The organism is Pseudomonas sp. M47T1 (genome assembly GCF_000263855.1).
Classification (GTDB): Bacteria; Pseudomonadota; Gammaproteobacteria; order Pseudomonadales; family Pseudomonadaceae; genus Aquipseudomonas.
In genome coordinates this window covers 41,054-64,415 of record NZ_AJWX01000033.1, presented here as the reverse complement: position 1 = coordinate 64,415, position 23,362 = coordinate 41,054, and the positions used below count along the sequence as shown (strand labels likewise).

Annotated in this window: 19 protein-coding genes and 1 riboswitch; of the genes, 2 read left to right on the top strand and 17 right to left on the bottom strand. The window is 62.5% G+C overall.

From position 1 onward, the window contains the following. Positions 1–76: 76 nt before the first annotated feature. Complete coding sequence (locus PMM47T1_RS25535) at positions 77–1,315, bottom strand: aspartate kinase (RefSeq protein WP_008374517.1); 1,239 nt, start codon at positions 1,313–1,315, stop codon at positions 77–79. A gap of 97 nt (positions 1,316–1,412) precedes the next feature. Then, positions 1,413–4,037, bottom strand: coding sequence for an alanine--tRNA ligase (alaS, locus tag PMM47T1_RS25530; protein WP_008374515.1), 2,625 nt, complete (start codon positions 4,035–4,037; stop codon positions 1,413–1,415). A gap of 369 nt (positions 4,038–4,406) precedes the next feature. Next, positions 4,407–4,563, top strand: a riboswitch (FMN riboswitch). A 90-nt stretch (positions 4,564–4,653) separates the two neighbouring features. Here alaS and PMM47T1_RS25525 point away from each other — a divergent pair. Next, positions 4,654–5,154, top strand: a complete 501-nt coding sequence (locus PMM47T1_RS25525; protein ID WP_008374513.1) for a 6,7-dimethyl-8-ribityllumazine synthase — start codon at positions 4,654–4,656, stop codon at positions 5,152–5,154. Between the two features lie 55 nt (positions 5,155–5,209). Here PMM47T1_RS25525 and astE read toward each other — a convergent pair whose 3' ends face one another. The 14 genes from astE to acs form a co-directional block, all read right to left on the bottom strand. Next, on the bottom strand, positions 5,210–6,196 hold the full coding sequence (astE, locus tag PMM47T1_RS25520) for a succinylglutamate desuccinylase (RefSeq protein WP_008374510.1): 987 nt from the start codon (positions 6,194–6,196) through the stop codon (positions 5,210–5,212). A gap of 12 nt (positions 6,197–6,208) precedes the next feature. Further along, positions 6,209–6,493 carry a hypothetical protein gene (locus tag PMM47T1_RS25515; RefSeq protein ID WP_008374508.1) on the bottom strand — a complete coding sequence of 95 codons (285 nt, stop codon included), beginning with the start codon at positions 6,491–6,493 and terminating at the stop codon, positions 6,209–6,211. A 12-nt stretch (positions 6,494–6,505) separates the two neighbouring features. Then, positions 6,506–7,855, bottom strand: coding sequence for an N-succinylarginine dihydrolase (gene astB / locus PMM47T1_RS25510; RefSeq protein ID WP_008374506.1), 1,350 nt, complete (start codon positions 7,853–7,855; stop codon positions 6,506–6,508). A gap of 37 nt (positions 7,856–7,892) precedes the next feature. Further along, on the bottom strand, positions 7,893–9,356 hold the full coding sequence (gene astD, locus PMM47T1_RS25505; protein WP_008374504.1) for a succinylglutamate-semialdehyde dehydrogenase: 1,464 nt from the start codon (positions 9,354–9,356) through the stop codon (positions 7,893–7,895). After that, entirely contained in the window at positions 9,353–10,387 is a 1,035-nt protein-coding gene (gene astA, locus PMM47T1_RS25500; RefSeq protein ID WP_008374502.1) for an arginine N-succinyltransferase, read from the bottom strand. Before astA ends, astD begins: the two co-directional genes overlap by 4 nt. A 61-nt stretch (positions 10,388–10,448) precedes the next feature. Further along, entirely contained in the window at positions 10,449–11,477 is a 1,029-nt protein-coding gene (gene aruF / locus PMM47T1_RS25495; protein ID WP_008374500.1) for an arginine/ornithine succinyltransferase subunit alpha, read from the bottom strand. Positions 11,478–11,547: 70 nt separating this feature from the next. After that, on the bottom strand, positions 11,548–12,768 hold the full coding sequence (locus PMM47T1_RS25490) for an aspartate aminotransferase family protein (protein ID WP_008374498.1): 1,221 nt from the start codon (positions 12,766–12,768) through the stop codon (positions 11,548–11,550). A gap of 348 nt (positions 12,769–13,116) precedes the next feature. Further along, positions 13,117–14,097: a transcriptional regulator ArgR gene (gene argR, locus PMM47T1_RS25485; RefSeq protein ID WP_008374496.1), complete on the bottom strand. Its 981-nt coding sequence runs from the start codon at positions 14,095–14,097 to the stop codon at positions 13,117–13,119. A 140-nt stretch (positions 14,098–14,237) separates the two neighbouring features. Beyond that, complete coding sequence (locus tag PMM47T1_RS25480) at positions 14,238–15,002, bottom strand: ABC transporter ATP-binding protein (RefSeq protein ID WP_008374494.1); 765 nt, start codon at positions 15,000–15,002, stop codon at positions 14,238–14,240. A gap of 20 nt (positions 15,003–15,022) precedes the next feature. Beyond that, complete coding sequence (locus tag PMM47T1_RS25475; protein ID WP_008374492.1) at positions 15,023–16,135, bottom strand: M14 family metallopeptidase; 1,113 nt, start codon at positions 16,133–16,135, stop codon at positions 15,023–15,025. 4 nt (positions 16,136–16,139) lie between these two features. After that, positions 16,140–16,838, bottom strand: a complete 699-nt coding sequence (locus PMM47T1_RS25470) for an ABC transporter permease (RefSeq protein WP_008374490.1) — start codon at positions 16,836–16,838, stop codon at positions 16,140–16,142. Then, entirely contained in the window at positions 16,835–17,524 is a 690-nt protein-coding gene (locus PMM47T1_RS25465) for an ABC transporter permease (RefSeq protein ID WP_008374487.1), read from the bottom strand. Before PMM47T1_RS25465 ends, PMM47T1_RS25470 begins: the two co-directional genes overlap by 4 nt. 89 nt (positions 17,525–17,613) lie before the next feature. Next, on the bottom strand, positions 17,614–18,390 hold the full coding sequence (locus tag PMM47T1_RS25460) for an ABC transporter substrate-binding protein (protein WP_008374485.1): 777 nt from the start codon (positions 18,388–18,390) through the stop codon (positions 17,614–17,616). 530 nt (positions 18,391–18,920) lie between these two features. Beyond that, positions 18,921–20,876 carry an acetate--CoA ligase gene (acs, locus tag PMM47T1_RS25455; RefSeq protein ID WP_008374482.1) on the bottom strand — a complete coding sequence of 652 codons (1,956 nt, stop codon included), beginning with the start codon at positions 20,874–20,876 and terminating at the stop codon, positions 18,921–18,923. A 402-nt stretch (positions 20,877–21,278) separates the two neighbouring features. Between acs and PMM47T1_RS25450 the strand changes: the two genes are divergently transcribed. Then, positions 21,279–21,539, top strand: a complete 261-nt coding sequence (locus PMM47T1_RS25450; RefSeq protein WP_008374479.1) for a DUF2790 domain-containing protein — start codon at positions 21,279–21,281, stop codon at positions 21,537–21,539. Positions 21,540–21,633: 94 nt separating this feature from the next. Here the strand turns inward: PMM47T1_RS25450 and PMM47T1_RS25445 are convergent, their stop codons facing one another. Beyond that, positions 21,634–23,196 carry a sigma-54-dependent phenylalanine hydroxylase transcriptional regulator PhhR gene (locus PMM47T1_RS25445; protein ID WP_008374476.1) on the bottom strand — a complete coding sequence of 521 codons (1,563 nt, stop codon included), beginning with the start codon at positions 23,194–23,196 and terminating at the stop codon, positions 21,634–21,636. Between the last annotated feature and the right edge of the window lie 166 nt (positions 23,197–23,362).

The following is a 23,362-nucleotide window of genomic DNA, read 5'->3' as shown; positions in this document are numbered from 1 at the left end:
ATTACATGGGGAAACAAAACACAGTCTGTAAAAAAGCAAAAGGCGCGGCTGAGCCGCGCCTTTTACAGATGACGGCTTACTCGCCTTGGCGGGCAGCGTCCAGCTCGAAAGCGGTGTGCAGGGCACGCACAGCCAGTTCCAGGTACTTCTCTTCGATGACTACCGACACTTTGATTTCCGACGTGGAGATCATCTGGATGTTGATGCTTTCCTTGGCCAGGGCTTCGAACATGCGGCTAGCTACGCCGGCGTGCGAACGCATGCCCACGCCAACGATCGACACCTTGGCGATCTTGGTGTCGCCGATGACCTGGCGCGCGCCGATTTCGCTGGCGGTGTTTTCCAGCACCTGCAGCGCCGACTGGTAGTCGTTGCGGTGCACGGTGAAGGTGAAGTCGGTGGTGTTATCGTGCGAAACATTCTGCACGATCATGTCCACTTCAATGTTGGCGGCACTGATAGGGCCCAGGATCTTGAAGGCCACGCCTGGGGTGTCTGGCACGCCACGGATGGTCAGCTTGGCTTCATCGCGGTTGAAGGCGATGCCGGAAATGATCGGCTGTTCCATGGATTCCTCTTCATCGATAGTAATGAGGGTGCCCGGGCCCTCCTGAAAGCTGTGCAGCACGCGCAGCGGGACGTTGTACTTGCCGGCGAATTCCACCGCGCGAATCTGCAACACCTTGGAACCGAGGCTGGCCATTTCCAGCATCTCTTCAAAGGTGATCTTGTCCAGGCGCTGGGCCGTGGACACCACACGCGGGTCGGTGGTGTAGACACCATCGACGTCGGTGTAGATCTGGCACTCATCGGCCTTGAGCGCGGCAGCCAGGGCGACGCCCGTGGTATCGGAGCCGCCGCGGCCCAGGGTGGTGATGTTGCCCTGCTCGTCCACGCCCTGGAAGCCCGCCACGACCACGACACGACCGGCCTTGAGGTCGGAGCGAATCTTCTGGTCGTCGATCTGCAGGATGCGCGCCTTGGTGTGCGAGCTGTCCGTCAGGATGCGAACCTGATTACCGGTGTAGGACACGGCCGGCACACCACGCTTGATCAGGGCCATCGCCAGCAAGGCAATGGTGACCTGCTCACCAGTGGACACAATCACGTCCAGTTCGCGCGGAACCGGCTGATCACCGCCGCTGGCCTGTTTGGCCAGTTCGATCAGGCGGTTGGTTTCGCCACTCATGGCAGACAGTACAACCACCAGGTCGTCGCCGGCTTCGCGGAATTTCTTAACCTTCTCGGCTACCTGCTCGATACGCTCGACGGTGCCGACGGAGGTGCCTCCGAATTTTTGTACGATCAAAGCCATTTCAAAGCCGCCTCAGCCCGTGAAGGGCGCCCATTAAACATTCAAACGCTACAACGCGCGAACCTGCTACTAGACAACAGGCCCCCGCGAGGGTGAATCAGAGACCTTGTTCGACGAACGGCACGGTCAGGGCCAGGGCTGCGTCCAGCGCGCCGGCATCAACGCCGCCACCCTGGGCCATGTCCGGACGACCGCCGCCCTTGCCGCCCACTGCTGCGGCAGCCTGCTTCATCAGGTCGCCGGCCTTCAGTTTCGAAGTCAGCTCCTTGGTGACGCCGGCTACCAGCACCACTTTTTCTTCGTGCACGCCACCGAGCAGGATCACGCCATCGCCCAGCTTGTTCTTCAACTGGTCGACCAGCGCCAGCAGCGCCTTGCCGTCCATGCCGTCCAGGCGCGCAGCCAGGACCTTGACGCCCTTGACGTCCACGGCCGAGGCCGACAGGTCATCACCGGCGGCGCTGGCGGCCTTGGCTTGCAGCTGTTCCAGCTGTTTCTCCAGCGCACGGTTGCGCTCGAGCACCGCCGACAGCTTGTCGATCAGGTTGTCGCGGCTGCCCTTGACCAGTTGCGCGGCTTCCTTGAGCTGCTCTTCCGCAGCGTTCAGGTAGGCCAGCGCCGCGGCACCGGTGACGCCTTCGATACGACGCACGCCAGAGGCCACGCCGCCTTCGCTGGTGATCTTGAACAGGGCGATGTCACCGGTACGGTTGGCGTGGATGCCGCCGCACAGCTCGACGGAGAAATCGCCGCCCATGCTCAGCACACGAACCTGGTCGCCGTATTTCTCGCCGAACAGCGCCATGGCGCCCTTGGCACGGGCGGTGTCGATGTCGGTTTCTTCGGTCTGCACCGCACTGTTCTTGCGGATCTCGGCGTTGACGATGTCTTCCAGCGCCTTGATCTGCTCGGGCTTGATGGCCTCGAAGTGGCTGAAGTCGAAGCGCAGGCGCTGGCTGTCCACCAACGAGCCTTTCTGCTGCACGTGCTCGCCCAGCACCTGGCGCAAGGCCGCGTGCAGCAAGTGAGTAGCCGAGTGGTTCAGCGAGGTGGCATGCTGCATGTCGCCGTCCACCTGGGCCGTCAGCTCGGTGCCGACGCTGAGGTTGCCCAGCGACACCACACCGTGGTGCAGGAACGCGCCGCCGGTCTTGGTGGTGTCGCGCACATCGAAGCGGCCATTGCCGGCCAGCAGGTAGCCACGGTCACCGACCTGGCCACCGGACTCGCCATAGAACGGTGTCTGGTCGAGGATAACCACACCCTCTTCGCCTTCGGCCAGTTGCTGCACGGCCACGCCTTCCTTGTAGAGGGCGACGACCTTGGCTGCCGACTGGGTGTTGGTGTAGCCAGTGAACACGGTAGGCACATCAACCTTGACCAGGCTGTTGTAGTCCATGCCGAACGAACTGGCGGAACGGGCACGCACGCGCTGGGCTTCCATTTCCTTTTCGAAGCCGGCTTCGTCCAGGGTGAGGTTGCGCTCACGGGCGATGTCGCCGGTCAGGTCCATCGGGAAGCCGTAGGTGTCGTACAGCTTGAACACTACGTCGCCCGGTACCACGGAGCCCTTGAGCTCGGCCAGGTCGGCTTCGAGGATTTTCAGGCCCTGCTCCAAGGTCTTGGCAAACTGCTCTTCCTCCGCCTTCAGCACGCGCTCGATGTGCGCCTGCTGGGATTTCAGCTCAGGGAAGGCTTCGCCCATCTCGGCCACCAGCGCGGCAACGATCTGGTAGAAGAAGCTGCCCTTGGCCCCCAGCTTGTTGCCATGGCGGCAGGCACGACGAATGATGCGACGCAGCACGTAGCCGCGGCCTTCGTTGGACGGCAGCACGCCATCGGCAATCAGGAAGCCACAGGAACGGATATGGTCGGCCACCACTTTCAGCGAAGGCTGGTTGTCGTTGCTGCAACCGATGGCCTGGGCCGAGGCGGCCAGCAGGCTCTGGAACAAGTCGATCTCGTAGTTCGAGTGCACGTGCTGCAGTACGGCGCTGATGCGCTCAAGGCCCATGCCGGTGTCTACCGAGGGGGCTGGCAGCGGGTGCAGCACGCCGTCGGCGGTGCGGTTGAACTGCATGAAGACGTTGTTCCAGATCTCGATGTAGCGGTCACCGTCTTCTTCCGGCGAGCCGGGTGGGCCGCCCCAGATGTCGGCGCCGTGGTCGAAGAAGATCTCGGTGCAAGGACCGCACGGGCCGGTATCGCCCATGGTCCAGAAGTTGTCGGATGCGTATGGCGCGCCCTTGTTGTCGCCAATGCGCACCATGCGCTCGGCCGGCACGCCTACTTCCTTGGTCCAGATGTCGTACGCTTCGTCATCGCTGGCGTAAACCGTTACCCAGAGTTTCTCCTTGGGCAGGTTCAGCCACTGCGGCGAAGTGAGGAAGGTCCAGGCGTAGGTGATGGCGTCACGCTTGAAGTAGTCACCGAAGCTGAAGTTGCCCAGCATTTCGAAGAACGTGTGGTGACGGGCGGTGTAGCCGACGTTTTCCAGGTCGTTGTGCTTGCCACCGGCACGCACGCACTTCTGGCTGCTGACCGCACGGGTGTATGCGCGCTTTTCCTGGCCCAGGAAGCAATCTTTGAACTGGTTCATGCCCGCGTTGGTGAACAGCAGGGTTGGGTCATTGCCCGGGATCAAGGAGCTGGAGGCTACACGGGTGTGACCTTGCTCTTCGAAGAAGCGAAGGAAGGCTTCACGGATTTCTGCGCTTTTCATTAGGTTCTTCCACGACAGGCTGCGGCCATAGGCCAGTGCGAACGCCTTTGGGCGCTTCAACGGCAAAGGGCCGTATTATATACAGTGCTCCGCTTGTCAATATACGGTTAATTCGCGAAAAAAACGCCCCACCGGGCTAGCCGATCACCTTTAGCGGCCGCCGCTGGTGAGAGCGGGTTCTACCCGCGAAGGGTACACCGCGTAGCACCTGGAATAGCGCGGCGCCCTTTTCGCGGGCAGAGCCCGCTCCCACAAAAAACGCCCTGTGGGTTCGGGGATCGTGTCGTATACGACTAAATCGCTAGCGCATGGGCGATGCATAGTGCAAAAAAGTATGTTAAAAATCTCACGCCGCCTACCTTTGGGCAGCAACGTTCTCAGGGCGGGGCGCAATTCCCCACCGGCGGTAATGGCACGCAATGTGTCTAGCCCGCGAGCGCTTGGCAGGTGATGAACCTGGCAAGGTCAGCAGACCCGGTGTGATTCCGGGGCCGACGGTCATAGTCCGGATGAAGAGAGAACGGGATTGGCACACAAGGGCCGATGGCAGGCCACGTACCCTTGAATCCCATTCGATCCAACTGCCCTGTTTTTTATCAAACAGGAGTCAACGTAGATGCAACCCACCGCAATCGACAGCAAAAGCCACCCCAACGAGCGCATCGCCTTTATCCAGGCTTGCTGGCACAAGGATATTGTCGACCAGGCCCGTAAAGGCTTCGTCGAGCAGATCACCCAGCTGGGCTACCAGGAAAGCGACATCGACTTCTACGAAGTGGGCGGCGCCTTCGAAATCCCGCTGCACGCCAAGCTGCTGGCCAAGACTGGCCGTTACGCCGGCATCGTCGGCGCAGCCCTGGTGGTGGACGGCGGTATCTACCGTCACGACTTCGTCGCCGCCTCGGTGGTGAACGCGCTGATGCAAGTGCAACTGGAAACTGAAGTGCCGGTGTTCTCGGTGTCCCTGACCCCGCACAACTTTCACGGCCAGGAGCACCACGAGTACTTCTTCAAGCACTTCCTGCACAAGGGCCAGGAAGCGGCGAATACCTGTGCCGACACCCTGCAGAAGGTCCGCGCCCTGCGTCGCCTGACGGCCCAGCACAAGGTCGCGTAATTACACCTGTGGGAGCGGGCAGAGCCTGCTCCCACAAATGATGCGGCCCCGAGCATCAAGCAGGCACGATCAAAATCCCCGCACGCAAGCCATTCCGGACCTTCGGGTTGGGGAAGATGATGCGCGCGCCCTCCTCTTCCACGATCCAGCGGCACTCGGCCAGGTCCTCGGCCAGCAGGTAGCCCTGGGGCAATTCGGAAAAGTTTTCTACATCCGCCGGCAGGTGCAGACGGAAGGCGTCGCTGTGCTTGATGACTTCGCGGGCCACGCGGAACACCTGCAGGTTGCGCGGCTCGTCCACCTCGGGCTCACGCCCCTCGATGATCTGCTTCAGGCGGGTTTCCAGCGGCGTCAGGTTGACCTGCTGGTTCTGCCCGAACGGCCGCGCCTTGCCCAGTTCCAGCGTGAAGGCTTCGGCGTCCAGCTGCTCGTAGGTGTAGGCGGTAAAGGTGATGGACGTCTTGCTTTGCAACAGCACTGCTTCCATGCCCGCCGCCTCCAGGCGCGCCAGTTCGCGCAACGAGTGGTCACGCCCTTCCTTGAAAGGGTACAGGGCAAACTGCTCGATCTTCGAGCCGCGAATGGCGGTGTGCAGGTCGTAGTGAAGGCGCGTACGGTCGGGCACGCTGAAGAAAGTGGCGGCCAGGCGCTCCAGCTCACAGGCGCGCAGGGCTTCGGGGCCACTGGACAGCTCGTGCCTGCCGTTGAACAGGCGGTTGACGTCCTGCTCCAGATACCGTTCGCCGCGACGTATCGCTTCGGGGTTGCCGAACAGGAAAAGAATGCGAGCCCGAGGCTTGAGGCTGCCACGGGCGATATCGTGCAACAGGCCGTCGAGCAACTCGATCGGCGCCGTTTCATTGCCATGGATACCCGCTGACAGCAGCAGGTCCATGCCATTGTCCCGGGCCTCGGGAGGCCGCACCTCAAGGGCGCCCTCGCCGATCCAGCGCATACGCACGCCTTCGACGGTCAGCTGAGTTTTCTCTGCCGGCTCACGGCCGGCGAGGGTCAATTCAAGCAGCTTGCCGAGGGCGAGCATAGGCGTCAGTCCTTAGTGGTTGCAGTCCGGACCATGCACATGGTCGTCGTCTTCACCGGCGTCGGCCGGTTCCATTTCCAGTTGCAGACTGACCAGGTTGGTGGCCAGGGGACGCAGCAGCAGGTTGGCGTATTCGGCATCGCCTTCTTCTACGTCAACGCCGATCAGCAGTTGGCCGCGACCGTCCTGCTGAATCCAGATCTCCTTGCCTTGCCAAACCACGGCAAGACGGGTGCAGGACGTTTCCAGCTGGGTGCCGTCGGTGTCTTCAAGAATCAGCCGCAAGGCGTCGGACATGGGGAAAATCTCTCAAGGTTGAAGTTGGAATGGGTAAACCGAGCCCAGTTTAAGGATTTGCGTCAGTTCATCCAATGCCGTGCGACATTCCAGCAGCAATTGCGGGTCGGCCAGGTCGGCTTCACCCAGGCGATCGCGGTAGTGGCGATCCACCCATTGGGTGAGGGTGTCGTACAACGAAGCGGTCATGATCACGCCCGGGTTCACCGCCGCCAGCTCAGTTTCGTTCAACGCCACGCGCAAGCGCAGGCACGCCGGGCCGCCGCCGTTCTGCATGCTTTGCTTGAGGTCGAACACCTTGACCTCGCCAATCGGCCCGCCCTGGGCGGTCAATTGCTGCAGGTACTGCCACACGCGAGGATTGGCGCGGCACTCTTCGGGCACGATCAGCAGCATCGAACCATCGGCCCGCGACAGCAACTGGCTGTTGAACAGATACGAACGCACCGCGTCCTCGACCGCCACCTGGCTGCGCGGTACACACACGGCCTGAAAGCTCCCCCCCCTGTTGGCCAGTTTAGCCTGCAGTTGCGCAAGCATCGGGCCGGTGTCCAGGAAGGCGTCCTCGTGATGGAACAGCAACTCACCGTTACCCACCGCGATCACGTCGTTATGGAACACGCCCTGATCGATCACCGCCGGGTTCTGCTGAGCGTAGACCACGCCGTCGTCGCTTAGGCCATGCAGGCGCGCAACGGCCTGGGACGCCTCAAGCGTCTGCCTCGCAGGGTATTTCTGCGGCGACGGGTAGCGAGTGTCGAAGGCGCTGCGGCCGAACACGAAAAACTCCACGCCCGGCTCGCCGTAGTCCCGGCAGAAGCGCGTGTGGTTTGCCGCGCCCTCGTCGCCGAACTGACCAACGGCAGGCAGGGCGGCGTGATGGGCAAAATGCCCTTCATGGGCGAACATGGCCCCCAGCACGCGGCTGGTGGTGGGGTGTTCGATACTGCGGTGGTATTTGCAGTTCAGATTGGCGGCAGTGAAATGCACGCGCCCATCCGCCGTGTCGGCGCTGGGACTGACCGTGGCGGCGTTGGCCACCCACATGCTCGACGCCGAGCAGCTGGCCACCAGCAGTGGCATCGCCTCGCACGCCGCGCGCTGGATGACCTGGGCATCGGTACCGCCAAAACCCAGGGCCCGCAGGGCCGCCACGTCCGGGCGCTCCTGGGGGGCGAGCACGCCCTGCTGGAAGCCCATCTCCATCAGCGCTTTCATCTTGGCCAGGCCCTGGCGCGCCGCTTCACGCGGGTTGGAGGCCTGCTGACTGTTGCTTTGGGAGGCGACGTTGCCGTAGGACAGCCCACCGTAGTTGTGGGTCGGGCCTACCAGGCCGTCAAAATTCACTTCATAGGCTTTCATCGGCCAGGCTCCATGGATCTCATTGTTATGCTCACGCTTACAGCTTCACGCCCGGGGTCAGGCTGGCCGGCAGGCTGACATGGGGCGCTTCCAGGGAGGCCACCGGGTAGGCGCAATAGTCAGCCGCGTAGTAGGCGCTGGCGCGATGGTTGCCCGAGGCGCCCACGCCACCGAAAGGCGCGCTGCTGGCGGCACCGGTCAATTGCTTGTTCCAGTTGACGATGCCGGCGCGGCTCTGCAGCCAGAACTGCTGGTAGCGTGCCGCCGAATCGGACAGCAGGCCGGCGGCCAGGCCGTATTGCGTGTTATTGGCTTCGGCAATGGCTTCATCGAAATGGCCATAGCGAATCACCTGCAGCAACGGGCCGAACCACTCTTCGTCCGCACGCTGCGAGACGGCCGTGACATCGAGGATACCGGCGGTCAACAACGCGGCATTGGCCTGGGGCTGGGCCATGGTCAACAGCGCTGTGGCACCGTTGGCCAGCAGTTGCGCCTGGGCGTCGAGCAACGCCTTGGCGGCGGCCAGCGATACCACCGAGCCCATGAACGGCGCGGGTTGCTGATCGTAGGCTCCCACCACCAGGTTGCCGGCCACGTGCACCAGGCGCGTGAGCAAGGCATCGCCCCACGCGCCTTCCGGCACCAACAGGCGGCGAGCACAGGTGCAGCGTTGGCCGGCAGAGATGAACGCCGACTGGATGATGGTGTAAACAGCGGCTTCCAGGTCTTGGACCTGCTCCACCACCAGCGGGTTGTTGCCACCCATTTCCAAGGCCAGGATCTTGTCCGGGCGCCCGGCGAACTGGCTGTGCAACAGGTTGCCGGTGCGGCTGGAGCCGGTGAAGAACAGGCCGTCAATGCCGTCGTGGGCGGCCAGGGCCACACCCGTGTCGCGAGCGCCTTGCAGCAGGCTCAATACGCCAGCAGGCAGCCCGGCATCGATCCAGCACTGCACCGTCAGCTCGGCAACCTTAGGCGTCAGCTCGCTGGGCTTGAACAGCACCGCGTTGCCGGCCAACAGCGCAGGAACGATATGGCCATTGGGCAGGTGCCCAGGGAAATTGTACGGGCCGAACACGGCGACCACGCCGTGGGGCTTGTGCCGCAGCACGGCGGTGGCGTCGGCCAGGGGGCCGCTCTTTTCGCCAGTACGCTCACGGTAACTCTGGATGGAAATGCCAACCTTGTTGACCATGCTGGTCACCTCAGTGGCCGCTTCCCACAGCGGCTTGCCGGTTTCCTCGCCGATGCAGCGCGCCAGCTCATCGGCGCGCTCCTTGAGCTTCACGGCGAAGGTTTCCAGCACGCCAATACGCTCGTCCAGCGATCGCGAGGCCCAGCTCACAAAGGCGTGGCGCGCGGCGAACACGGCCTGGTCGACCTGCCCGGCACTGGCCGCACGGCCTTGCCACAGCACGGCCTGGGTCACCGGGTTGAGCGATTCAAGGGCCTCGCCCTCGCCTGCCAGCCATTGGCCGGCCACGTACAGACTGCTCATTTGCGCACCTCCCGTGGAAGCTGGGGCGACAGGCTTGCCGCCCGCACCTGGTCACCCGCGCTCAGGCGCAGGCGCTTGGCAGTCAACGGGTCGACCACCAGGGTGCCGGCTGCCAGGCGTGCCGGCGCCGCGGTAACACGGCAATCTTCGCGCTTGCGGTTGTGAATGAGGAATGGCGTGGCGTCGTCACCGGGCGTGCCGATGGCCAGCACCAGCGCCTCGCTGTCCTGCACGGCGCGAATCTTCGCGGTTTCGCATTCCACCGCAGGCCCCGCGTCGAAAATATCGACGTAGCCCTGATAGCTGAAGCCCTCGCCCTTGAGCATGGTCAGCGCCGGCTCGGTATCGGTGTGCACGCGACCAATTACCTCGCGGGCTGCGGGCGACAGGAAACAGGTGTACAGCGGAAACTTGGGCATCAGTTCGGCGATGAACGCCTTGTTGCCCACACCGGTCAGGTAGTCCGCCTGGCTGAACTCCATCTTGAAGAAGTGCCGGCCCAGGCTTTCCCAGAACGGCGAACGACCGTGCTCGTCGGACATGCCGCGCATCTCGGCGATGATCTTGTTGCCGAACAGTTGCGGGAATTCGGCGATAAACATCAGCCGCGCCTTGGACAACAGGCGGCCATTGAGGCCGGTACGGTGCTCGCTGCGCAGGAACAGCGAGCACAGCTCGGAGTTGCCAGTCAGATCGTTGGCCAGGAACAACGTCGGGATTTCCCGATAGATGTTCAGCTCCTGAGAGGCGCTGACCGTCAGGCCCACCCGGTAGTTGTACCAGGGCTCGCGCAGGCCGACGGCGCCGGCGATGGCAGAAATGCCCACCACCTGGCCGTCGTCGTCTTCCAGCACGAACAGATAGTCGGCGTCGCCGCGCCCGGCCTCACCGCGGAAGGTCTTTTCGGCCCAGCCCACGCGGTGCGCCAGGCGCTCCTCGTTGGCCGGCAAGGTGGTCAGGCCGGTGCCGGTGCTGCGCGCAAGCTCAATCAGCGCGGGTAAATCGCTGCTGCGTACGGGACGAACGATCATGCTTTCTCCTTGCGCGAGCGGCTCGGGCAGCTCGCAGAACTCGACCTGTGAATGACAGGTATCAAACAGCTACCAGGCGCACACTGGCGCCCTCACCCACACCCAGCGCTTCGGCAGCCTCCAGGCTCAGGCTCACCGGCTTGCCAGGCACCCAGTCCAGCTCCAGCAATACGGCGCGGTAATCCTGCAACTGGGCATTGGCCACAAGGTAAGGGCGCGCGCCCTTGACCACGTCGCTGGCGCCGCCATCGAGCTTCACCGGTACCACGCGGCTGTGGGCAATGGAGCGAATGCCTGAAACGCGCGCATGCAGCGTTGGGCCACCGTCGAAGATGTCGATGTAGTGGTCGGTCTCGAAACCCTCGCGCATCAGGATGTCGAAAGTGATCTGCGCACGCGGGTGCACCTGGCCCATGGCTTCCTGGGCGGCATCGGGCAGCAGCGGCACGTAGATCGGGTAATGGGGCATCAGTTCGGCCAGGAAGGTCCGGCTCTTGATGCCGCACAGGCGCTCGGCCTCGGCGTAGTTGATGTCGAAGAAGTTGCGGCCAATGGCGTCCCAGAACGGCGAGTCGCCGCTGTCGTCGCTGTAGCCGACGATCTCGGTCACCACCGAGTCGGCGAAACGCTCCGGGTGGTTGGCCATGAACAGCAGCCGCGCCCGGGAGGTCAGCTCCGACCAGGCGCTACCCACCATCTCCGGCACCATGTAGAAGCTGGTGAGCAGGCTGTTGCCGGTCAGGTCATGGCACTGGGACAGCACGTGAATCTTGTTATGGATCTTCAGCTCGCGGGAAGCGTGCACGAAGGTCTCATTACGGAAACTGTAGAAGGGCTCGGAATAGCCCGCCGACGCGACAATGGCCGAACAACCGACCAGGCGCTGGGTTTCGCTGTCTTCCAGCACGAAGAAATAGCTTTCCTCGCCATTGAAGCTGACCTCGGCGGAGAACGACGCTTCGGACGCTGCGATCTTGTCGCGCAGGCGGTCGGCATCATCCGGCAGGGACGTGACACCAATCGGGCTGTCCGCGGCCAGGCGTTGAACCTCGGCCAGGTCAGCCATTTGCGCAGGGCGCATTACCAGCATGGTGTCACTCCTTGGAATTGCTTGGAAAAATGAGCGAGCGCCGCAGCGCTCGCCTTTTACAGCCCGTGGATCAGGCCTGGGTCAGTTGCTTGACCGCACGTTCGAAGCGGTTCAGGCCTTCGTCGATGTCAACGTCTTCGATCACCAGGCTTGGCGCGAAGCGCACCACGTCGGGGCCGGCCTGCAGAATCATCAGGTCATGCCGCTCGGCAGCGTTGAAGAAGTCCTTGGCCTTGCCTTTCCAGGCATCGCTGAGCTCACAGCCGATCAGCAGGCCCATGCCGCGCACTTCGGTAAAGATGCCGTACTGCTCGCCGATCTGCTGCAGGCGGGCCTTGAAGCGTTCGTGCTTGGCTTTCACGCCCGCCAGCACCTCGGGGGTGTTGATCACGTCCATGACCGCCTCGCCCACCGCGCACGCCAGCGGGTTGCCGCCGTAGGTGGTGCCGTGGGTGCCGACGGCGAAGTGCTTGGCCAACTCGGTGGTGGTCAGCATGGCGCCGATGGGGAAGCCGCCGCCCAGGCTCTTGGCGCTGGAGAGGATGTCCGGAATGACGCCGTAGTGCATGTAGGCAAACAGCTCGCCACTGCGGCCCATGCCGCTCTGCACTTCGTCGAACACCAGCAGGGCGTTGTGCTGGTCGCACAGCTCGCGGGCACCTTGCAGGTAGGCCAGGTCAGCCGGCAGCACGCCACCTTCACCCTGGATAGGTTCCAGCACCACGGCGCAGGTCTTGTCCGAGACGGCAGCCTTCAAGGCCGCCAGGTCGTTGTACGGCACGTGGGTGATGCCGGTGATCTTCGGGCCGAAACCGTCGGAGTACTTCGGCTGGCCGCCCACGCTCACGGTGAACAGGGTGCGGCCGTGGAAGCTGTTGGTGGCGGCGATGATTTCGTATTTTTCCGGGCCGAACGTGTCGTGGGCCACGCGGCGGGCCAGCTTGAAGGCCGCCTCGTTGGCTTCAGCGCCGGAGTTGCAGAAGAACACGCGGTCGGCAAAGGTGGCGTCTACCAGCTTATGCGCCAGCCGCAGGGCCGGTTCGTTGGTGAACACGTTGGAGACGTGCCACACCTTGTTGGCCTGCTCGGTCAGTGCCGCCACCAGGGCCGGATGGGCGTGGCCCAGCACGTTCACGGCAATACCGCCGGAGAAGTCCACCAGTTCGCGACCTGCCTGGTCCCACACCCGGGAACCTGCGCCGCGCACCGGAATGAAGGCAGCCGGGGCATAGTTGGGGACCATTACCTGGTCGAAATCGGCGCGTTGCACCTGGGCATGCTCAACGGACATCGGAGTCTCCTGAAGAGGAACGCCGGCCTGGTAATGGCCAGCGATGGGGGGATTGTAAGGACTGGGTGGCGCTTGTCCTTGCCGCCAAGCGACAACTTATTACAGCGCCAAACCGTGAAAACGAGGGGTTTTCAGTAATGCGACATATTATTGCATTAGGGGGGATGTGTGTCTGGGGTTTGGTGAGGGGGTGGTTTGAGATCCCATCATCGCCGCAAGGTGCGTGCCTTGGTGTTTTTTGCCGGCGGTGAGATCGCGCGGCGCTTCGCGGGTAGAACCCGCTCCCACCCCAGACCTGTGGGTTTCGGGTTGGCAGCCTGGGTGGATGGCGGGAGCCTTGCGGGGAGGCTACCCGCGCTCGGCAGGCACCGACGACAGCTCAAACGGACTACTGCTTCTGCGCTGATTACGATCTTCCCGAGGCGTTGCACCAAAGAAATTCCGATACGCGCTGGAAAAATGCGGCCCCGACGAGAACCCGCACGACAAACCAATCTGAATGATCGATTTACTCGTCTGCATCAGCATCTGCCGCGCCTTGTTCAAGCGCAGTTCCAGGTAGTACTGGCTAGGCACCCGGTTGAGGTACTGCTTGAAGATGCGCTCCAACTGACGCCGCGACACGCACACGTGCTGGGCGATTTCGTCGGTGGTCAGCGGTTCTTCGATGTTGGCTTCCATCAGCAGCACCGCCTGGGTGAGCTTGGGGTGGCTGGAACCCAGGCGGTTCTGCAGCGGAATGCGCTGGCGCTCGCCGCCTTCACGGATGCGCTCCACCACCAGTTCCTCGGACACCGCGCCGGCAAGCTCGGCACCATGATCGCGGGCCAGCACCGCCAGCAACAGATCCAGTACCGACAAACCGCCACAGGCGGTCATGCGGTCGCGATCCCAGTCGAACAGGTGGCTGGTGGCGATGACTTTGGGAAAGCGCTCGGTAAAGTCATCCTGCCAACGCCAGTGCACCGCTGCCCGGTAACCATCCAGCAGGCCGACCTGGGCCATGGGGTACACACCCGCCGACAAACCGCCGATCACGCAGCCCGAGCGCACCAGTTGCTTGAGGCCCGTGGCCAGGGCCGGAGCCAGCGCCACCGGTGGCTCGTCGGCCAGCAGGAACAGCTTCTGCAACCCTTCCAGGCGCCCCGCCCACGGCTCGCCCGGCAACTGCCAGCCACCCTCGGCGGCAGGCTCGGCGTGCAGGAACTGCAGGTCGTAGGTCACATCCGGATGCACCTTCTGGGCAACTTCCAATGCCTCTTCGGCCAGCGCCAGGGTCAGGGCCTTGGTGCTCGGCCAGATGAGAAAACCGATTCGTTGGGCTGTCATGGGGTGCGGTCCGAAACCTGGTCAGGATCAATACTCGCAAGCCCGGGGGCTGCGAGCGGGTGGAAGGAACAAGCTGCCAAGACGCGCAGCATGCCCCTTTCTAAAACGAAGCGGCAGTCATCATGTGTATCAAATGACGACTACTTCAGGCTTCCGGACAGGAACTGCTGCAGGCGCTCGGATTTCGGATTGGCCAGCACGTCGCGCGGGTTGCCCGATTCTTCCACCAGGCCTTTGTGCAGAAACACCAGTTGGTTGGACACTTCACGGGCAAAGCCCATTTCGTGGGTGACCACGACCATGGTGCGACCTTCCTGGGCCAGGTCCTGCATCACCTTGAGCACATCACCCACCAGCTCCGGGTCGAGCGCCGAGGTGGGCTCGTCGAACAGCATTACCTCAGGCTCCATGGCCAGCGCGCGGGCAATGGCCACGCGCTGCTGCTCACCACCGGACATGTGGCCCGGGTAGGCAGCCTTGCGATGCGCCACACCGACCTTGTTGAGGTAGTGCTCCGCCTTTTCGATGGCTTGCTTCTTTGACACGCCCAATACATGGATCGGCGCTTCGATGATGTTTTCCAGCGCGCTCATGTGCGCCCACAGGTTGAAGTGCTGGAACACCATGGACAGGCGCGAGCGCATGCGCTGCAACTGCTTGGGGTCAGCGGCGCGCAGGGCGCCATCTTTGCTGGCCACCAGTTGCAGCTCTTCGTTGTTGAGCAGGATCTTGCCCGCATGGGGCTGTTCCAGCAGGTTGATGCAACGCAGGAAAGTACTCTTGCCCGAGCCGCTGGAGCCAATGATGCTGATCACATCGCCAGCCTTGGCGGCCAGGGACACGCCCTTGAGCACTTCATGACTGCCGTAGCGTTTATGCAGATCCTGGACTTCTAGTTTGTACATGGCGGTTCTCACAAAAACAGTCAGTCGTTGAGCAGGCGCCCGCGACGAAGGGGTTGGCGCCCGGCGACCTTGGCCAGCCAGAAACCCGGCTGGGCGTAACGCAGTCGTTCGATGGCAAACAGCACGCCGGCAGTACCGGCACACACGACAGTCACTTGATCGGCCAGCGGGTCGATCACTTCAAACAGCGGGTCGCCCGCCTCCACCCACTCACCGGGCGCACGCAGAAAACTGACCACGCCCGGGTGCGGGGCAAACAGCAACTCGGTGCCTTCGAAGGGCATGCCCTCGCACGGCTCGTGCGCGGCCTGAGGCCAGTCACCGGCAATCAGGCCCTGCTCGGCGAGAAACGCCAGAATCCCTTCGGCATAACGCTCGGCGTCGTCGCCGCGGGTATCGGCCTGGCCACCCAGTTCGACCGTGGTCGCCAGGCAAGCCAATGGAATCTGCGCCTCGGGGAACTGGCGCGACAAACGCAGCCAGGGCAGCGAGCAGGCTTCGTCGAACGAGCTGCCGCCGGAGTCTTCGGCCAGCAGGCCCACGCGCACGTTCAGGTGCGCGGCCAGCGAGCGCCACTGCGGCCAATGCTGGGGCAGCGCGTACATGTGCAGCGCCGCGTCGGCATCGCAATGCAGGTCCAGCACCACATCGGCGTCACAGGCATGGTTGAGCAGCACGCGCTGCATGCCCTGCAATTGGCTGGCCGGCGCCGGCAATGCCGCCAAGGCGTCACGCATGGCCTGGCGGATCAGGCGGATGTTGGCATGGGCGTCGTCACCCAACTGGCCATGCAGCGCCGCCGCCACCGGCTCGCTCAACTCATGGAAATCACGGTTGAAGTTCTTGCCACTGCCGAACTCGAAACGCCCCTGGTGGGCGCCCTGCAGCAACTGCCCCAGGCCGATGGGGTTGGCCACCGGTACCAGTTCGATAACGCCGTTCAGCGCGCCGGCAGCTTCCAGCGCCTGCAAGCGCTGCTTCAAGGCCCAGGCGGTGCGCATGCCCGGCAGTTCGTCGGCGTGCAGGCTGGCCTGGATATAGGCCTTGCGCTCGCCGCTGCCGAAGCGGAACACGCTCAGGTGGCGCTCGCTGCCCAGGGTGCTCCAGGGCAATGGATGATCGATGCGTTGCATGTGGTCAGCCCTTGCGTGGTGCCAGGTAGCCCAGCCAGCGGCGCTCGGCCAGCTTGAACAGGCGAACCAGGATAAAGGTCAGGCACAGGTAGAAAACGCCTGCGGTGATGTAGGCTTCGAACGGCAGATAGTACTGTGCGTTCACCGTGCGTGCCGCGCCGGTGATGTCGATCAGGGTGACGATGGAAGCAAGGCTTGTGGTCTGCAACATCATGATCACTTCGTTGCTGTACTGCGGCAGCGCACGGCGCAGGGCCGACGGCAGCAGGATGCGACGGTACATCTTGACCCGCGACATGCCCATGGCCCGCGCTGCCTCGATCTCGCCATGGGGCGTGGCCTTGAGGCTGCCCGCGACGATCTCGGCGGTGTAGGCGCTGGTGTTGATGGCAAAGGCCAGGCAGGCACAGAAAGTGGCGCTGGACAGCCACGGCCAGAAGATGCTCTCGCGCACCGCAGCGAACTGGGCCAGGCCGTAGTAGATCAGGAACAGCTGCACCAGCATCGGCGTGCCGCGGATCACGTAGGTGTAGAGCCAGGCCGGCAGGTTCACCAGCGGCCGCTTGGACACCCGCATCAGCCCCAGCGGCAAGGCCGCCAACAGGCCGAAGAACAGCGACAGCAGCAACAGCTTGACGGTTTCCAGTACGCCGCTGAAGTACAGCGGCAGGTTTTCCCAGACCACGTTGTAGTCGAAGATCATAGTTCAGCCACCCTTACGCCAGCCGAGTAGCGTTTTTCCAGGAACCGCAGGGCCAGCAGCGACACGCTGGTGATCACCAGGTACAGCGCCGCCACGGCCAGGAAGAATGTGAACGGCTGGCGCGTGGCGTCTGCCGCAGCCTTGGCCTTGAACATCATGTCTTGCAGGCCCACTACCGACACCAGCGCCGTGGCTTTCACCAGTACCAGCCAGTTGTTGGTGAAGCCAGGAATGGCCAGGCGGATCATCTGCGGCACCAGCACGCGGAAAAACACCTGGCGGCTGTTCATGCCATAGGCAAGACCCGCCTCGGCCTGCCCCTTGGGAATAGCCATGAACGCACCGCGGAAGGTTTCCGACAGGTACGCCCCGAAAATGAAGCCCAAGGTGCCGATACCGGCCGCCAGGGGGTTGAGGTCGATGTAGTCATCGAAGCCCAGCAAGGGCGCCACACGGTTGAGCAGGTCCTGACCGCCAAAGAAAATCAGCAGGATCAGCACCAGGTCGGGAATGCCGCGGATGACCGTGGAATAGGTCGCCCCCAGCCAGGCCAGCCAGCGCACGGGCGAGAGCCTGAGTGCGACGACGATCAATCCCAGGGCAATGGCCAGCGCCATGGATGACAGGGCCAACTGCAACGTCAGCCAGGTGCCATCGAGGATGACCGCCCCGTAGCCTTCTAACATGTAAATTTCCTCGACCGTGGAAATGAAAAAATGGTGCAAGCCTCAGCGCCTGCGGCTTGCACCATCTGTCGGGTAACGCTTACAGCCGCTTACTGGCCGTAGATATCGAAGTTGAAGTACTTGTCCTGGATCTGCTTGTACTTGCCGTTGGCGCGGATGGCCGCGATGGCAGCGTTGAGCTTGTCCAGGTCGGCCTTGTCGCCCTTGCGCACGGCAATGCCCACGCCGTCACCGAAGTATTTGACGTCGGTGAAGGATGGACCGGCGAACGCGTAGCCCTTGCCGGCGTCGGTGTTCAGGAAACCGTCCTGCAGCAGGGTGGCGTCGGCCAGGGTCCCGTCCAGGCGGCCTGCGGTCACGTCCAGGTAAATTTCGTTCTGCGAGCCGTAAGGCACCACTTCCACGCCTTTGGGCGCCAGCACTTCGCGGGCGAAACGCTCGTGGATCGAACCGCGCTGCACGCCGATCTTCTTGCCTTTCAGGCCGTCCAGGTTGTCGGCAACGGTGGCGCCTTCCTTCATCACCAGGCGAGCCGGGGTCAGGTAGTAACGGTTGGTGAAGTCCACGGACTTCTTGCGGTCTTCAGTGATGGACATGGACGACAGGATGGCGTCGATCTTGCGCACTTTAAGCGCCGGGATCAGACCGTCGAATTCCTGCTCGACCCACTGGCACTTGACCTTCATCTCTTCGCACAGGGCGTTGCCGATGTCGTAGTCAAAACCCACGATGCTGCCATCGGCAGCCTTGGAGGCGAACGGCGGGTAGGCCGCTTCGATACCGATCTTGAAAGGCTTCTCGTCGGCGAACGAGGACAGCGACAGCACGGACAGCGCCAGGGCGCCAAGAAGCACGAGTTTCTTCATCTCAGGACTCCATCGGTAAAGGGCAATAAATGGCAAAGTGAGCACGGGCCCAATATGCGAATGGGTACAACGCAGATAGCGGCGCACGGCTCGGGAGCGATGCTCATCGGGCGGCGGGCGAGTGACCGGCATTTTAGCGACAGCCCCGAAGCCGATATTTCTTCAATGCGACAACTAGTTACAGATGCACAGAGAATACGACCCGAGATTATTGACAGCCCTTGGCGTTTATGCAAAGGCAAATGACAGGGAACCGATCTATCAAGCAAATTGCGCGCCCATTATTGGCAAACCCTTGTAATCCGGCAACCCTGGCGTTTGTGTTTGTCATTTTCTGTAGGGCCGATGCACCGGTTTGTGGCGAATCGCCCCCATTTGGCGCAGGGAAAGGTGACGGACGGTAACACCGATATATCCCTGCCTTATCACGCCCGTCGTGTCGCTGCCGCCAGGCCACAGGGGAATGCCGGACATCCTGGGCCAGAAACACAAAACCCCGCCGAAGCGGGGTTCTGGTCAAACCTGCAGGCTTAAGCCGCCTTCATGCCCTTGTGGGTATCGATCAGGTGCTGCACCACGCCCGGGTCGGCCAGGGTGGAGATATCGCCCAGCGCGTCGTACTCGCCCGTGGCGATCTTGCGCAGGATACGGCGCATGATCTTGCCCGAACGGGTCTTGGGCAGCCCTGGGGCCCACTGGATGACGTCCGGCGAGGCAATGGGGCCGATTTCCTTGCGCACCCAGTTCTTCAATTCCTGGCGCAAGGTTTCGCTCGGCTCCACGCCATGGTTGAGGGTCACGTATACATAGATGCCCTGACCCTTGATGTCGTGCGGCACGCCCACCACTGCGGCCTCGGCCACCTTGGGGTGGGCGACCATGGCGCTCTCGATCTCGGCGGTGCCCATGCGGTGCCCCGACACGTTGAGCACGTCATCCACGCGCCCGGTGATCCAGTAGTAACCATCCTCGTCGCGGCGCGCACCGTCACCAGTGAAGTACATGCCACGAAAGGTCTTGAAGTAGGTGTCGACGAAGCGGTCATGGTCGCCGTACAGGCTACGCGACTGGCCTGGCCAGGAGTCGAGGATCACCAGGTTGCCTTCGGCGGCGCCATCGATCAGGTTGCCCAGGTTGTCCACCAACCCCGGCACCACGCCAAAGAACGGCTTGCTGGCCGAACCCGGCTTGAGCGCGGTGGCGCCCGGCAGCGGGCTGATCAGGACGCCACCGGTTTCGGTCTGCCACCAAGTGTCGACAATCGGGCAGCGCTGCTTGCCCACGGTATCGTAGTACCAGCCCCAGGCTTCGGGGTTGATCGGCTCGCCCACCGAGCCCAACAGGCGCAGGCTGGAACCATCGGCGCCCTCCACCGCGGCAGTGCCTTCGGCCATCATGGCGCGAATGGCGGTGGGCGCGCTATAGAGGATGTTGACTTTGTGCTTGTCGATGATCTTCGACACGCGGGTGATGTCAGGGTAGTTCGGCACCCCTTCAAACAGCAGCGTGGTGGCGCCGTTGGCCAGCGGGCCGTAGACGATGTAGCTATGGCCGGTGACCCAGCCCACGTCGGCGGTGCACCAGTACACCTCGCCCGGGCGGTAGTCGAACACGCGCTCATGGGTCAGTGCCGCGTACAGCAGGTAGCCGCCGGTGGTGTGCAGCACGCCCTTGGGCTTGCCGGTGGAACCGGAGGTGTAAAGAATGAACAGCGCCTCCTCGGCGCCCATCTCTTTGGGCGCACAGGTGCTGGAGGCCACGTCCAGCAAGGTGTGGTACCAGATGTCGCGGTGGCGGTTCCACTCGATGTCGCCGCCAGTGCGCTTGCACACGATCACTTTCTGCACGCTGCTGGTTTCGGGGTTGGTCAGCGCGCGGTCGACGTTGGCCTTCAATGCGGTTTTCTTGCCACCGCGCAAGCCTTCGTCAGCGGTGATGACCACCTTGGAGCTGCAATCGATGATGCGCCCGGCCAGCGCTTCAGGCGAGAAGCCGCCAAACACCACCGAGTGAATCGCACCGATGCGCGTGCACGCCAGCATGGCCACCACAGCTTCGGGAATCATCGGCATGTAGATGGTGACCACATCGCCGCGGTGCACATCCTGGCCGCGCAGGGCGTTGGCGAACTTGCAGACTTCCTCATGCAACTCGCGGTAGGTGATGTTGCGGTGCTCGGAGGGATCGTCGCCTTCCCAGATGATCGCGATCTGGTCGCCGCGCTCGGCCAGATGCCGATCCAGGCAGTTGTAGGAAACGTTGAGAGTGCCGTCGGCGAACCACTTGATGTCCACGTGGTGGTCATCGAAAGAAGTCTGTTTGACCTTGGTGAACGGCTTGATCCAGTCAAGGCGCTTGGCCTGCTCGCGCCAGAAGCCGTCCGGGTTGACGACCGACTGCTGGTACATGGCCTTGTAGGTCGCTTCATCGGTCAGCGTGTTGGCTGCCACCTCGGGACGAACGGGATACAGGGACGCCGCACTCATCTTTCTTACCTCGGAGCAATGTAGTTGTTTTTGTATGACCTCGTTGTAAGGGTATCTGCACGCAGAGGCCATTCGACGTTGGTAGCAAGTGAAGCAGCTATTAGCTGCAAGCGACAAGCTAAATGGCGCACTGCTTTCAGCTTGCCGCTTGCAGCTACCCCTTGCAGCTCCCGCCCCCCAAAGCGGGATTGTTACAGAATCGGATAAAACTGTTTATCAAAACTCTGGCTGTTTAACTAATCACCCTCGCCCTACCATTCACCTCGCCAACCGGCACTGTGATTAACACACGCAACAGCCCCCACGAAGGCCCGTTAATCCAACCCTAACTTTCTCGAGCAACACGCGCCGTCTCACAAGGATGGCGTGTCCCCTGACGAGCGCATAAAAGGTAACATTGAAATGAAAGCTTTGATTGTCCTGGCCCTGAGCACTTTCTCATTGGCAGCCATGGCTGATGAAGTTTCGAACAACGTCGACGCTCACGTCCCTGTTGAACAGTACAACTACTCGCAACACCTGGACATTGCCAAGGTCATCAGCACCAGCGAGATCCCCAACGTCTGCGAAGTGGTACCGGCGCGCATGACCTACCTGGACTCCACCGGCCAGAAACACATCCTTGAATACCGCGTGATGGGCAACGGCTGCTCCAACGGTTGATGAGGAATGCTTGCGGTGCCTCTTGAATATTCAAGAGGCTCGCTGCCGAATGATTCATTCCGTTCAAACAGCCCGCCGCAACTTTAATTCCAGATCAATTTGAAGTGTCTTTATTCACTTCATGATCACGCAACTTATTGGCAATGGTGGTGTGCGACACACCCAGGCGCTTGGCCAATAAACGACTGCTTGGATGTTCGCTATATAAGCGCTGTAATACTGCCTTTTCAAATCGCCCGACAATATCCTGCAAACTCCCCTCCAATGAAAACTCACCAAATGGCTGCCGCACGCCATAATCAGGCAAACGAACATGCTCGGGCTTGACCCATCCTCCTTCGCACAGTGACACCGCCTGAAACAGCACGTTTTCCAGTTGCCGCACGTTACCCGGCCAGTGATAGCGTGCCAGCTTGTCCAGCGCCGCGGGCGCCAGGCGTGGCAGCGGGCAGCTGATCTGCCGGCTGGCCTGGTCGAGGAAGTGCTCCACCAGCGGGCCCAGGCCGTCCATGCACTCGCGCAAGGGCGGGATGTGCAACGACAGCACGTTGAGACGGTGGTACAGGTCTTGGCGAAACTCACCGCGAGCGCACAACTCCGAGAGATCGACCTGGGTGGCGCAGATCACCCGAACGTCCAGGTACACCTCTTCATCGCTGCCTACCCGGCGAAAGCACCCGTCCTGCAGAAAGCGCAGCAGTTTCGCCTGCAACCGCGGACTCATCTCACCGACCCCGTCGAGAAACAGCGTGCCGCCCGCTGTCAGCTCCAGCAGGCCCAGCTTGCCCTCCGCCCGCGCGCCTTCAAACGCGCCAGGCCCGTAGCCAAACAGCTCGGTCTCGGCCATGGATTCGGGCAGCCCGGCACAATTGAGTGCCATCAACGGCGACTGGCCACGAGGGCTGGCCAGGTGGCAGGCACGGGCCAGCAACTCCTTGCCGGTGCCGGTCTCCCCCTCAATCAGCAAGGGCGCGTCCAGCGGCGCCATGCGCCGCGCCTCGCGCACCACTGCGGCCATCACCCGCGAACTCTGGAAGATACTGTCGAAACCACGCAACTCCTGCTTGCGCACATGGTAAATGCGCTCACCAATACGGTCGGCGCGGTGCAGGGTCAGTACCGCGCCGGCCAAGGCCTCGCTGTCATCATGGGCCGACTGCAAGGGCGCGATATCCGCCAGGAACACATCGCCACACACCTTCACCCGCAGGCCATTGATGCGCGCCTTGTTATCGCGCACCAATTGCGGCAAATCGAAGTCCTCGGCATAACGCGACAGCGGCATGCCCGGCACTTCGTCCACCCGCACCCCCAGCAACTGCGCCGCTGCGCGGTTGGCCGCGACGATGGAGCCGGCCATGTCGATGGACAGTACGGGAAACTCCAGCGCTCCCAGCAACGCATTGAGCTCCATGTGCCGACGCTCGCTGGGCATCAGGCCTACGCGCTTCACGCCAAACACCCCGGCAATGGCCTCGAATTTTGGCCGCAGCGCCTGGAATTGCAGGTTGATCAGGTTCGGGCAATGCAGGTAGATGGCGTTGCCATGCTCGCCCCCCACCTCGCCCCGGGCCACGTTGATGCCGTATTCCACCAGCAGGTTGAGGATATCGCGCAGGATACCGATGCGGTTCTGGCAATGGACTTTGATTCGCATGAAGGGTCCTGGAAGCTAATTATTGGGGGGACATGCAGATAATCGTCAAGATTACGTGACAAAGCCACCCTCAAGATGGATTGCAGACCGGCCCCGCCGCCTTACCGTAACGAAAAGTTTACGATATTCAGCCCCCAACGCCATCCATCAGCCTCCCATACACCTC